The sequence below is a fragment of the Robertmurraya sp. genome, assembly GCF_036676585.1.
In the GTDB taxonomy this organism is placed as follows: Bacteria; Bacillota; Bacilli; order Bacillales; family Cytobacillaceae; genus Robertmurraya_A.
This window is the reverse complement of sequence record NZ_JAKFCQ010000084.1, coordinates 1-13344: the sequence shown is the minus strand read 5'-3', so window position 1 is coordinate 13344 and position 13344 is coordinate 1. Positions and strand designations below refer to the sequence as shown.

At 38.1% G+C, this 13344-nt stretch carries 9 protein-coding genes and 1 pseudogene; 8 read left to right on the top strand and 2 right to left on the bottom strand.

Going from position 1 to position 13344, the window contains the following annotated elements; genetic code table 11:
- Window positions 1–3: 3 nt before the first annotated feature.
- From ganQ to ACGLXV_RS11410, 5 genes are all read left to right on the top strand, one after another.
- A complete protein-coding gene (ganQ, locus tag ACGLXV_RS11430) occupies window positions 4–855 on the top strand; it encodes a galactooligosaccharide ABC transporter permease GanQ (protein ID WP_119706814.1) in 852 nt (283 codons plus the stop codon).
- A 34-nt stretch (window positions 856–889) separates the two neighbouring features.
- Entirely contained in the window at window positions 890–2959 is a 2070-nt protein-coding gene (locus tag ACGLXV_RS11425) for a beta-galactosidase GanA (protein ID WP_391558684.1), read from the top strand.
- A 135-nt stretch (window positions 2960–3094) separates the two neighbouring features.
- Entirely contained in the window at window positions 3095–5542 is a 2448-nt protein-coding gene (locus ACGLXV_RS11420) for a glycosyl hydrolase 53 family protein (RefSeq protein ID WP_391558683.1), read from the top strand.
- Between the two features lie 141 nt (window positions 5543–5683).
- On the top strand, window positions 5684–6673 hold the full coding sequence (locus ACGLXV_RS11415; protein ID WP_391558682.1) for a LacI family DNA-binding transcriptional regulator: 990 nt from the start codon (window positions 5684–5686) through the stop codon (window positions 6671–6673).
- A gap of 319 nt (window positions 6674–6992) precedes the next feature.
- Window positions 6993–8012, top strand: a complete 1020-nt coding sequence (locus tag ACGLXV_RS11410) for a site-2 protease family protein (protein ID WP_391558681.1) — start codon at window positions 6993–6995, stop codon at window positions 8010–8012.
- 125 nt (window positions 8013–8137) lie between these two features.
- Here ACGLXV_RS11410 and ACGLXV_RS11405 read toward each other — a convergent pair whose 3' ends face one another.
- Entirely contained in the window at window positions 8138–9004 is an 867-nt protein-coding gene (locus tag ACGLXV_RS11405; RefSeq protein ID WP_391558680.1) for a dimethylarginine dimethylaminohydrolase family protein, read from the bottom strand.
- A 187-nt stretch (window positions 9005–9191) separates the two neighbouring features.
- The gene (locus ACGLXV_RS11400; RefSeq protein ID WP_391558679.1) at window positions 9192–10085 is read right to left on the bottom strand and encodes an AraC family transcriptional regulator; all 894 of its coding nucleotides are present in this window, start codon (window positions 10083–10085) and stop codon (window positions 9192–9194) included.
- A 344-nt stretch (window positions 10086–10429) separates the two neighbouring features.
- Here ACGLXV_RS11400 and ACGLXV_RS11395 point away from each other — a divergent pair, with 344 nt between their 5' ends.
- The 3 genes and pseudogenes from ACGLXV_RS11395 to ACGLXV_RS11385 form a co-directional block, all read left to right on the top strand.
- Window positions 10430–11614 carry a galactokinase gene (locus tag ACGLXV_RS11395; protein ID WP_391558678.1) on the top strand — a complete coding sequence of 395 codons (1185 nt, stop codon included), beginning with the start codon at window positions 10430–10432 and terminating at the stop codon, window positions 11612–11614.
- Window positions 11611–12600 carry a UDP-glucose 4-epimerase GalE gene (gene galE / locus ACGLXV_RS11390; RefSeq protein ID WP_391558677.1) on the top strand — a complete coding sequence of 330 codons (990 nt, stop codon included), beginning with the start codon at window positions 11611–11613 and terminating at the stop codon, window positions 12598–12600. The genes ACGLXV_RS11395 and galE overlap by 4 nt, the downstream gene beginning before the upstream one ends.
- A gap of 18 nt (window positions 12601–12618) precedes the next feature.
- Window positions 12619–13344, top strand: a pseudogene (locus ACGLXV_RS11385) (UDP-glucose--hexose-1-phosphate uridylyltransferase); the annotation flags it as partial.

Here is a 13344-nt window from a genome sequence, read left to right as displayed (position 1 = left end):
AAGATGCTGAAAGATATGAAAAAACAAAAATTCTTTCGTCTCCTAATTACTCATTCGGTTTTAATTTTTATGACAGTGATCATTATTTATCCGCTAATTTGGACCGTTGGAGCGAGCTTTAATCCGGGGAACAGCTTGATAAGCACATCCATCATTCCTAAAAACCCTACGCTTGATCATTATCGTGAGTTGTTTGCAGGGAAAGAAAGCTTGCAATATGGCGGGTGGTACTTAAATTCCCTAAAAATAAGTGTTTTCACCATGATTGGGTCGGTTATAAGTGTTTCCTTTACGGCCTATGCATTTTCCCGCTTTCGCTTTAAGGGAAGGCAAAATGCATTAACCTTATTTCTTTTACTACAAATGATTCCTCAATTTTCTGCTCTTATTGCTCTATTTGTATTAGCACAAATACTAGGCATGATGAACAGTCATTGGCTATTAATCCTTTTATATATTGGTGGTCAAATTCCAATGAACACTTATTTGATGAAAGGGTACATGGACTCGATTCCAATGGACTTGGATGAAAGCGCGAAAATCGATGGAGCAAGTAACACAAGAATCTTTTTACAAATTATTATGCCTTTATCACGACCAATGATCGCGGTCGTAGCGATGAATGGTTTTACCGGGCCGCTGGGAGATTTCGTTTTATCATCGACCATATTACGAACACCTGAGGCTTACACCCTACCGATCGGATTGTATAACCTAGTCAATGATGTAATGGGGGCTAGCTACACTACCTTTGCGGCTGGAGCCATACTAATCAGTATTCCAATTGCGATTATATTCATTTTGCTTCAGAAGAACTTTGTATCAGGATTAACAGCTGGTGGAACGAAGGGTTGATTTCATAAAAAATCAATATTAGAAGGAGAAGACAATGAAAAATCATGATAAAACCTATACAACAAATGCCAAATTCATGCTTCATGGAGGAGACTATAATCCTGATCAATGGCTGGATCATCCAGAAATTTTAGCGGATGATATCAAGTTAATGAAGCTTTCCCATACCAATACCTTCTCAGTTGGAATCTTTGCTTGGAGTGCATTGGAGCCAGAGGAAGGCAAGTATCACTTTGAATGGTTAGATGAAATTTTTGATAATATTCACAGTATCGGTGGAAGAGTCATTTTAGCTACACCAAGTGGAGCACGTCCTGCTTGGATGTCGGAAAAGTATCCTGAGGTTCTTCGCGTAAATTCTTCTAGAGTGAAACAATTACATGGAGGAAGGCATAATCATTGTTTTACATCTCCTGTTTATCGTGAAAAAACACAGGAAATGAATCGCAAATTAGCGGAAAGATACGGCAGTCATCCGGCATTATTGATGTGGCATATCTCAAATGAGTACGGTGGAGAGTGTCACTGTGGTCAGTGTCAATCGGCTTTTAGAGATTGGATTAAAAACAAATATAGTCATGATCTGAAATCATTAAACGATGCATGGTGGGGACCGTTCTGGAGTCACACCTATAGTGATTGGTCTCAGGTTGAATCACCCTCTCCAATTGGGGAAAGTATGGTTCATGGCTTAAACCTAGATTGGCGACGTTTTGTTACCGATCAAACGATTTCTTTCTATGAAAATGAGATTGTTCCATTAAGAGAGCTTACGCCAGAGGTACCAATTACAACGAATTTTATGGCGGATACATTCGATTTAATTCCGTTTCAAGCACTTGATTATAGTAAGTTTGCGAAGCATGTGGATGTGGTTAGCTGGGACGCGTATCCAGCTTGGCATAATGACTGGGAAAGTACAGCGAATTTAGCCATGAAGGTTGGATTCATTAATGATCTTTATCGTAGTTTAAAACAACAACCATTCTTGCTAATGGAATCCACTCCAAGCTTGGTGAACTGGCATAGTGTGAATAAAGCCAAAAGACCAGGTATGCATCTTCTATCTTCCATGCAGATGGTTGCTCATGGTTCTGATAGTGTCATGTACTTCCAGTGGAGAAAATCACGTGGGTCGTCAGAAAAATTCCACGGTGCTGTGGTGGATCATGATAACAGTACAAACAACCGTGTTTTCCAAGAGGTAGCTCAAGTCGGAAAAACATTAGAAAATCTATCTGAAATAGTAGGAACGAATCGTCCAGCAGATGTTGCAATTCTTTACGATTGGGAAAGCAACTGGGCTCTCAATGATGCACAAGGATTTGGATTGGAAACCAAGCGCTATCCTCAAACCTTGCAACAGCACTACAAGGCTTTATGGGAAAAAGATATTCCAGTAGATGTGATAACAAAGGAACAAGACTTTTCATCTTATAAACTATTAATTGTCCCGATGCTTTATTTAATGAGTGAAGAAACCATTTCACGGTTAAAATCCTTTGTCGCAGCAGGCGGAACACTAGTCATGACCTATATTAGTGGCCTTGTAAATGAATTTGACCTAACGTACTTAGGTGGATGGCATAAAGACCTACAGGATATCTTTGGCTTAAAACCAGTCGAAACAGATACGTATTATCCAAAAGATCGAAATCATGTGGAGTATAACAATCGTACGTATGAATTAAAGGATTATGCTACGGTACTTGAACTAAACACTGCAACGGTAGAGGGTGTATACACAGATGACTTTTATGGAAATACACCTGCCGTAACTAGCCACAAATATGAAAAAGGAAATGCTTACTATATTGGTGGTCGATTAGAAGATCAGTTCCAAAGGGACTTTTATGAAGAAATAATCAAAGATTTGGCTCTAGAATCTGTGTCTTCAGTAAAACATGGAGAGGGGGTATCGGTACAAGTAAGAAATGCTCCGGAAAGTGACTACATTTTTGTTATGAATTTCACTGAAGAAAATCAAGCGGTTACCTTTGAGTTACCAGTAACAGATAAGATTACCGGTGAAGAATTGCTTGGGGAAGTAACGTTAGAGAAGTATGAAGTAAGAGTTGTTAAGAAAAAAAGAACGACGAATTAACGTGAATGCATGCATGGGTGGGACCGGGAACCCACCCATGTATTTGTGATTTGAATGGAAGCGTTTGCTGCTCGAATATACATCTTAGTATGATTTCCAATAATATAAGAAATTTACGATAAAGGTGAGGAGAGTATGAGAAATATAAAAAGGGTGTTCGCTAGATTATTAGCATTTACATTAATCATAAGTTCCGTGTTATTTCATCCTAGTGAAGGGGATGCGCAGGTAAATCTATTGAATAATAACGGATTTGAAACAAGCTTTTGGGATGATTCTTCTTGGACTGTTGAAACGACGAATTGGGATGGTCTCGATCTTCAGCATTTTACATACACGGATGATTCTTGGATGACTCCTGCTGAAGGAGAATATGCATTCAAATATTGGGTGAAAGACACAGCTACTGAGAATCAATCTTTTACTTTAAGTCAAGGTATTCAAAATTTACCTGCAGGTAGCTATGAGCTGTCTGTAAAAATGATGGGTGGAGCAAGTGCAGAATCAGGACAAGTGACATTGTTTGCTGGTGAGGAAAAAGGGGACATGCAGGCAACCACTGGTTATAACAATTGGGGAACCATCACTTTAAAGTTTGAGCTTGCAGAGAATACCTCACACCTACTGGTTGGAGCGACAGTTTCAGGAGCCCCAAAGGCTTGGGGATATTTAGATAGCTTTCAATTAACTTCTACAAGCTCTTCAGATATTCCAGAACCAGTTGCAAGTGATATTTTCGTAAAAAGAGTAGCTGGAATCGATGAAGATTTTATTAAAGGGGTAGACGTGTCGAGTATTATTGCCTTAGAAGACAGTGGAGTCAAATTTTATAATGAAGCAGGGAAAAAACAGGACATTTTTAAAACGTTACATGATGCAGGAGTAAATTATGTTCGTGTTCGAGTATGGAATGACCCTTACGATTCAAAAGGCCGTGGGTATGGCGGCGGTAATAATGATATAGAAAAGGCAATAGAAATTGGAAAAAGAGCAACCGCCAATGACATGAAACTGTTAGTAGACTTCCATTACTCAGACTTCTGGGCAGATCCAGCGAAACAGCAGGCACCGAAGGCTTGGAAGAACCTGAACTTAGAGGAAAAGAAAGTAGCACTCTATGAATATACAAAAGAGAGCTTACAAGCCATGATGGATGAAGGAATCGATATTGGAATGGTTCAAATCGGAAACGAAACCAATGGTGGTCTTGCGGGAGAGAAAACTTGGGGAGCGATGAGCCAATTATTCAATGCAGGCAGCAAAGCCGTAAGAGAACTTGATTCTAACATGTTAGTGGCCTTACACTTTACCAACCCAGAGTCTTCAGGTAGATACGCTTCTATCGCCAAAACACTTCAAGAAAATGAAGTGGACTATGATGTATTTGCAAGCTCCTACTATCCTTTCTGGCACGGAACTTTATCGAATTTGACTTCCGTTCTAAAGAATGTGGCGAATACGTACGGAAAGAAAGTAATGGTAGCGGAAACCTCTTATACTTATACAAAAGAGGATGGAGACGGTCATGGAAATACAGCACCAAAGGATTCAGGGCAAACATTAAATTACCCTATCACAGTACAAGGACAAGCGACAGCCGTTCGGGATGTAATGGAGGCGGTGGCTAATGTCGGGGAAGCAGGAGTGGGCGTTTTTTATTGGGAGCCTGCTTGGATACCTGCAGCTCCAGACAAAAAGCTAAAGAAAAACCAACAGTTATGGGAGAAATATGGATCGGGCTGGGCGACTAGCTTTGCGGCAGAATACGACCCGGAAGATGCGGGCCACTGGTATGGTGGAAGCGCAGTTGACAATCAAGCGCTGTTTGATTTTTATGGTCGTCCGTTATCCTCTCTAAATGTATTTAAATATGTTGATACAGGGTCAGTGGCACCTTTAAAAATTGACGAAATAAAGGATGTTTCACTAAGTGTCATTGCAGGTGAAGAGGTTACAATGCCAACAACGGTACTGGTTACCTACAATGATGGAAGTACAGGGTCTGTTCGTATCACTTGGGACGAAGAAGCAGTGCAACAGGCCATTAAGAATGGTGTTGGTACCTATGGACTTAACGGTAAAGTGGAAGGTGGAGGAACAGTCAAACTTCATCTTCAGATCAATCCTGAAAATTTTGTGATGAATTCAGGATTTGAGGAAAATGATCGAAGTATGTGGAACATCATATATAAGAATGGAACATCACCTCATACTGATTTTCAGAATAAGGCTGCTGATGCAAAGTCTGGGAATTACTCGCTTCATTTTTATTCTGGAGAAGAAGTAAATTTCACAGTAGAACAGACGATTACTGGGTTAGAGCCTGGATACTATAATCTTTCGATGTTTTTACAGGGTGGAGATGCCAATAATTCGGATATGTCTTTGTACGCATTCGCAGGGGGACAAGAATACAAAACGCAAACCTCTGTTAATGGCTGGGTGAACTGGAGTAATCCTTTAGTGCCTGATATTCTAGTGCTAGATGGAACCATTACTATCGGAGCTAGTATAAAAGCAGATGGAGGGGCATGGGGAAGTGTGGATGATTTTTACTTATACAAGGTAAAAAATAGTAACTAAACATTAACGTGTTTATGCTAAACGAGGTCTGACCTCCTTGATAGGGGGCAGACTTTGTTTCATTTTCTAATTTAATCCTTTCTTTTTATATAGGGATATGGAATGATAAATATATGAGATTAGCGAGATAGAGGTGATGATATGGCCACGATCAAAGATATTGCAGAAAAGGCCGGTGTATCCATTGCTACTGTTTCCCGTGTATTGAACTATGATTCTTCGCTTTCGGTTACGGATGAGACAAGAAAAAAGATATTTGAAGTCGCAGAAAAGCTCGAATATAAACGTCGGGTTGTACGAAAGTCAAGCCCTTCAAAGTTTGCGATTGTTCATTGGTATACAGAGAAAGAGGAACTCGAAGATTTATATTATATGTCAATACGGTTTGGAATAGAAACAAGATGTCAGCAGCTGGATACACAAATCGTAAAGTATTTTTACAATGATATTGAGGAGTTAAAGCAGGAAAATATTCAAGGAATTATCGCAGTAGGTAAGTTCAGTGAAAACCAAGTGCGAGCCCTAGCAGAGATTACCGAACACATCGTTTTAGTTGATCATAGTTTGATGGATGATTCGTATGATTCAGTTATAACTGACTTTGATAAGGCCACAAAGAAAATCGTTGATTACCTTTTAGATAAAGGACACACTTCTATCGGGTACATTGGTGGTCGGGAATACTATAGAGATCAATCAGGTGAAATCACAGACCTTCGGGAAAAGACATTTTATAGCTATATGAATGAGAAGGAATTATGGAAAGAACGCTTTATTTACACCGGATCATTTTCAGTGGACGACGGATATCGATTAATGAAACAAGCGATACTTGAGCATCAAGAAGCATTACCAACTGCCTTCTTTGCGGGAAATGACCTTCTTGCGATTGGAGCCCTAAGAGCATTACATGAAGAAAATATCGTGGTTCCAGACAGAGTTAATATCATTGGATTGAATGACATTAGTGTCTCAAAATATATTTATCCATCACTATCAACTTTAAAAGTTCATACCGAAATGATGGGAGAAGTAGCGGTTGATTTAGTCATGGAACGAGTAATGGGACGTAAAGTTTCCAAAAAGGTGCAACTGGGAACAGAGCTTATTATTCGTGACAGTAGTTATTAATGATAACCATAGCATATAGAAATATATAGTAAAACGAAATGGCATACGAAACAGTATGCCATTTTTCTTTTGAAAAAGGGTAATTGATAGCCAAAATGTCTGCAATCTAAAAATAGGTGCCGATTGAGGTGTCAAATGAACAATAACTCTATAGACATTTTCATTGATAAATTTATAAAAATACATTGGGTTCTCAACAAACTTAGCTTAAGAGGTAATGTAAAAAAATATATAATTAGGAATATATTTGAAACTATTAACCTAGGAATCCGTATTAAAATCCATCTACATAATTTATTAAGAATAAAGGGGATTCCGAGTGAATAAGAAAAAAACATTGTGGGCAAGTATAGGAGCTATTACTATCCTTATAATTTCAAAGCTGAAATGGATTTTTGTCTTTTTAAAGTTCTTTAAATTAACGACTGTTATTACTCTGTTAGTTTCGTTGTTAGCTTATGGACTAACATATGGATGGTTATTTGGGATTGCACTTATATATATTCTAATGATCCATGAAATGGGTCATGTTTGGGCAATGAAGAGGCTGAATATACCAACAAATGCAACCCTATTTATTCCTTTTATAGGAGCTTTAGCAAGGGGAAAAGAACAAGCTAAAAATGCCTACGACGATGCATATATTTCTTATATGGGTCCTGCCTTTGGATTTTTATCTGTGATCCCAGCGATTTTGCTTTATATTTTAACAGAAACCGAATTCTGGATGGTTATCGTATTGATTGGTTCTGTTGTCAATCTATTTAACTTAATTCCAATAACACCTTTTGATGGAGGACATATAGTTAAAATTATTAACTTCAAAATTGTGATGGTGGGCTTTGTTTTTGCTTTATCAGCTATGTTTTTTACAAGTTCTTACACATTTATTTTCTTTGTGTTTTTAGGGCTAATATATGCCATCGTTTTTTATATTGAAAGAAGAAATTTATCTGATAAAATCCGTAAATTAAATGAACTAAATGAATTTAATCAAAGCATTCGAAGTACTGAAGCTAATAAAGAGTCTATAGTGGAAATGCTGGAACAAAAGCGTGATAATTTTTCAAGTCTATTTGAAATACCTTTTGATGAGGCAATAAAAGTGATGAAAAAAGAGGAAAGTGAGAATTTACAAGAAGAGGTGGTAGAGATTTTTAACAAATACATTATAGAAAAAAGAATATATTTTGATTACCTGGAGAGTTTTTCAACCATTACAAAGAGAGAAAAATGGAAAATTACTCTGGTTTATATAGCCTTAATTCTTTTGTTAGTGACCACAACTTATTATGGATTTATTTCCATTGGACATGAAATAAAAAACATGAAATTTTAATTAATAGATTAATTAGAGAAAATAAAAAACAGTGGGAAACGAATGCTTCCCACTGTTTTTTGCTTTATTTAGCTGGTGTTGTTTTGATTAATCGTTTAAGGAGGAAGTTATTCTTGGACGATGAACTATGAATTTGTCCTTGACCTAAGAATGGGCAGCGTACAGCAGCGGAAAGAGCCTCCTGACTTTATAATTTCTGTTATATCAACTTCTATTACTTCAATGCCGCGGTCACGAAGCTGCTGATTTACATTTTTATTTACTGGCAAGCTCAAGACTCGCTTGTTTCCTATTCCAAGCACATTAGTCCCAAGCGTGAACTGTTCTTCATTAGATACTTCAATAAGTTCATATCTTGATCCGAATATGTCGAAATCTTCTTTTGTCAAAGCCTCCGGGAAGATAAGGGCTAGCTCTGGAGATATAACATTAAATACACAGTCTAAATGTAAATATTTGGCCTTGAACTGGATGGCTTTAATATCAAACTGGGGCAAAAGATGTTTTAAATGATCAACTGCCTGCTGGCTGGTCCGATCACTCAACCCAATGTACACGGTGTCTCTATCGATAATTACATCTCCGCCTTCAATCTGATCCCCGATAATATTATAGTAGGAGAATCCTTCATCCTCCAGCCACTGCTTTAATACATTATCTTCTCCCTGCCTAACATCACTAGCCATATCGGCTACAAACACAGTATGTCCGAGTGTAAATCCTATGTCCCTTGTAAAAACCTGTTCTGGGTATTTCTTATGGTAGGGAAGCAATATAACTTCAATTCCGTGATTCCGCATAGTTTGGACCATTTGATTATGCTGTTCTAATGCAGTCTCTATATGTATTCCTTCATTTTTAAAGTGCTTTTGGGTCTCATTAATTACATCCCTGATCGTCATGTACTGTGGCTGGCAGCAGATCACTCGTTTTAATTCATCGTATTCACTGAAACAGATCGTTTTATGTTCCATATTCGATTCTAATGTCATATTTAGGTCCTCCTATAACTTGATACAGTATCAATATTCCCTTAATAGGACGTAAAAATGATAAGAGAAGAACATGAAGTGTCGGTACTTTTGGCAACTTGTTATTTATGATAATAGTTTGTTAACATTTGCAAATAAAAGGGATGGTTCAGATGCTTTAGAATCAAGCAAGGAACCATCCCTTTTTTTATGCTTTAATGATCTGTTGTTTAACCGGAATATAGATATCCATTACTTTGTTCTCGGTCCTATGGCATCTTTCATCATATAGCTCAATATCCAGGACCCCAGCATGTTCATAACCGGACTGAGGGAACCATTCTGTGAACGCATAATTCCATGTAGACTGGATAGAACTGGTAAATGTTGCATCATCTGCTTTCGGTGTTGTAAACACGGCATATTGCATCTCTGGAAAACTTCTAGATACTAACCCTTTAGGTGCTGGAGTTCCTTCAGCTACTTCCATTCCAATTAAATATACAAACTCACCTGTTTCTGGGGAAAAATCAGTACAGATACCAAGCTCCTCTTTGCAGTTTAGGGGATTTGGAATGTTCTCATATAATTTCTTTTGAAGGTATAACTGCCAAAATTCGGGAATGTCTTTATTGTTTTGACCGTCTATATTTCTTGTTTTCAGTTCATATCCAATGATGTGAAATTTAGGTTTCGTGATTAATTTTGGTTCCATTATATGTCCTCCTTGGACGCTTATTTTATTAAGGTAGGCTTTTCCACGTAAGGGACCAGATAATGCATGCGCGGTTCGATATTGATTAGGTGAAACTCCATAAAACTTTTTAAAAGCCCGGTTGAATGACTCATGGTATTGAAAACCGACATCCATTGCAATATCAATCACCTTTACATCCGAATAGAAAAGTCGTTCTGCTGCACGTGTAAGACGTCTTTTTCTCACATAATCCATGACCGATTCTCCGACCAGGGCTTGGAATACACGATGATAATGAAAAGGAGAAAAGCATGCAATTTCTGCTAGTGTTTCGAGTGTAATGGTTTCTTGCAGGTTATCTTCAATGTAATCTAGCGTTCGACTGATACAAACTACATAATCCATTCCCTTCACCTCCTTATAGCCAATATAACAGTACACAGATATTCGTTCTTAACATTATTTGCTATTTTTATCATACAGTGACAAAGCAGAGATTTGGTAGATAACTGTTGAATTTACCTATTTAGGAGTTTGTAAATTTACTTTTATTATGTATCCTTTCAAATTACTTGAAAGGATTTTTTTAATTGCTCTGACATCGCTAATAAAACTTTTACTAAAACATTGACTAAAATTTACTTAAAGAATAAAATAGTTAGTGTAGACGTTTTCATTTACCTGAAATTTAAATCATCGTGAAAGATATTCATTAGATTTTTACCAGAAGAAGCGGAAGGATGATAACCATGGATAAACAGGGATTATTTAAGAAGTTTGTAGAGATTTTTAACGTAGAAGATCAGGTTCGACTCTTTTTTTCACCAGGGAGAATTAACCTCATTGGGGAACACACGGATTACAATGGAGGGAATGTGTTTCCAGCTGCTATTACTTTTGGAACGTACGGAGTAGTAAGGGAAAGGGAAGACCGTTTGGTTCGTATGTATTCAGAGAACTTTCCAGGCAAAGGGATCATTGAATTTTCACTAGATTCCCTGGAATATGATGCCGCTCATAATTGGGCAAACTATCCAAAAGGTATGATTCGATACGTTCAGGAAAGTTTCGGAATTCTGCCAAACGGATTTGACCTTTTAATCAACGGGAACATTCCAAATGGAGCGGGTCTATCATCTTCTGCCTCACTGGAAATGTTAATGGGTGTCATACTTGATGAGGTATACGATCTGAAAATTGACAGAGTAGAGCTTGTAAAGTTAGGACAGAAGGTAGAAAACAAGTTTATTGGTGTAAACAGTGGCATCATGGATCAGTTTGCAATTGGCATGGGGAAGGAAAACTGTGGAATTTTATTAGATTGCCAGACACTTACTTACGAATATGCTCCTCTTAATCTAGAAAACCACAAAATTATTATTATGAATACGAATAAGCGTCGGGAGTTAGCTGACTCGAAGTACAATGAGCGCCGAGCACAATGTGAAGAAGCCCTTGGCCGTTTACAAGCTAAATTGGATATCGAGGCATTAGGTAGTATAACGGAAGAGCAATTTGAGGCCAATCGTACGTTGATTGGGGATGAACTCCTAGAAAAACGAGCTAAGCATGCCGTGTATGAAAATGGCCGTACGATTAAGGCTTTGAAAGCTCTAAAAGAAGGAAACCTTGCTTACTTTGGAGAACTGATGAATGCTTCTCATACTTCTCTTAAAGATGATTACGAAGTAACAGGTATTGAACTGGATACACTTGTAAGTGCGGCTTGGAGCCAAAAAGGGACAGTAGGTGCACGAATGACGGGGGCTGGGTTTGGAGGCTGTGCCATTGCTCTAGTAGAAAAGAATTACGTTGATTTATTTATTAAAGAAGTCGGTGAAAGCTATAAAGAAAAAATTGGATATGAAGCAACCTTTTATGTAGCAAGTATTGGGGACGGAACGAAAGAGCTTAAGGGAGAGTTGATACGATGAGCGTATTAGTATTAGGTGGGGCAGGATATATTGGTTCGCACGCTGTATATCAGCTAATCGATCAAGGATACAAGGTGGTTGTTATTGATAATCTCCAAACAGGGCATGAACAGGCCATCCATCCTCAAGCCACTTTTTATAAAGGTGATATAAGAGAAAGAGAGTTTTTAACCTCCGTTTTTCAAAAGGAAAAAATTGAAGGGGTTCTCCATTTTGCAGCCAATTCCCTTGTTGGTGAATCTATGGAAAAGCCACTTATGTATTTTGATAATAATGTGTATGGGACGCAAGTGTTACTTGAAGTAATGAATGAGTTTGATGTGAAAAATATTGTCTTCTCATCGACTGCAGCCACGTATGGTGATCAAAAAATTATGCCGATTACCGAGGATACTCCAACACTTCCGACCAATGCATATGGAGAGACGAAATTAACGATGGAAAAAATGCTGAAATGGTGTAGCGGTGCTTACGGAATGAAGTATGTTGCGCTTCGCTACTTTAATGTAGCAGGTGCTAGACCTACTGGAGAAGTGGGAGAGGATCACACACCAGAAACTCATTTGATTCCGTTAGTGTTACAAGTGGCTCTTGAACAAAGAGAGTTCATCTCTGTGTTCGGGGATGACTACGATACGCCAGACGGAACTTGCATCCGTGATTATGTACATGTAGAGGATTTAATTGCCGCACATATTCTCGCTTTAAAGTATTTAGAAAATGGTGGAGAGAGCAATGTGTTCAATCTTGGTAGTAACCAAGGATTCTCCGTGTTGGAAATTATCGAGACAGCAAGGAAAATCACGGGGCATAGCATACCTGAAAAAATCGTGGCAAGAAGAGCAGGAGATCCAGCAAAGTTAATTGCTTCATCTCAAAAAGCAAAACAGGTACTCGGTTGGAGTCCTAAGCGAACGATTATTGAACAAATTATTGAGGACGCATGGATCTGGCATCAGTCACATCCAAATGGGTACGAAAAGTAATGGAAGGAGAAACACTCCATGGAAATCTATGATTTGATTCAATCACTACTTGACCAATCAATGGAATGTGAAATGATTGAACGGGAAGATGAAATATATGCAAGAAACCAGCTGATGTCACTTTTACAACTAGCTGATTACCCTGAGAAAATGGAAGGGGTAAAGGGAGCAAGCATACCAGATGTGTTAGAGCAAATCGTTCAGTATGCTTTTGAAAAAGGGATTGTTGGAATCCTGGATGCGGATAAAGAAATCTTTTCAAGCAAGCTCATGAATGTTTTAGTACAAAGACCTTCGGATGTGAATCGTCGTTTTTACCGTCACTATGAAAAAGATCCAATATGTGCAACAGAGTACTTTTACCATTTGAGTCAAAATAGCAATTATATACAAACAAAAAGTATTGCTAAGAATATTAGTTATAAAACAGATACTCCATACGGAGAACTAGATATTACCATCAATCTATCGAAGCCAGAAAAGGATCCGAAGCAAATAGCTTTGGAAAAAGAGAAAAAGCAGGATGTTCAATATCCTAAATGTCTCCTATGTGAAGAGAACGAGGGCTACGTGGGACGAGTCGGTCACCCAGCTCGCTCCAATCATCGAATGATTCGACTAGAACTAGAGGATGAGCCATGGTATCTTCAGTATTCTCCATATGTGTATTATAACGAACATTGTATTGTCCTCTCAAAAGAGCATCGTGATATGAAAATATCTCGTAAAGGATTTGAAAGATTA

Excerpts from the sequence above, each read along its gene's own strand:
- ganQ (WP_119706814.1), top strand. The coding sequence starts at position 4 with ATGCTGAAAGATATGAAAAAACAAAAATTCTTTCGTCTCCTAATTACT.
- ACGLXV_RS11425 (WP_391558684.1), top strand. The coding sequence starts at position 890 with ATGAAAAATCATGATAAAACCTATACAACAAATGCCAAATTCATGCTT.
- ACGLXV_RS11420 (WP_391558683.1), top strand. The coding sequence starts at position 3,095 with ATGAGAAATATAAAAAGGGTGTTCGCTAGATTATTAGCATTTACATTA.
- ACGLXV_RS11415 (WP_391558682.1), top strand. The coding sequence starts at position 5,684 with ATGGCCACGATCAAAGATATTGCAGAAAAGGCCGGTGTATCCATTGCT.
- ACGLXV_RS11405 (WP_391558680.1), bottom strand. The coding sequence starts at position 9,004 with ATGACATTAGAATCGAATATGGAACATAAAACGATCTGTTTCAGTGAA.
- ACGLXV_RS11400 (WP_391558679.1), bottom strand. The coding sequence starts at position 10,085 with ATGGATTATGTAGTTTGTATCAGTCGAACGCTAGATTACATTGAAGAT.
- ACGLXV_RS11395 (WP_391558678.1), top strand. The coding sequence starts at position 10,430 with ATGGATAAACAGGGATTATTTAAGAAGTTTGTAGAGATTTTTAACGTA.
- galE (WP_391558677.1), top strand. The coding sequence starts at position 11,611 with ATGAGCGTATTAGTATTAGGTGGGGCAGGATATATTGGTTCGCACGCT.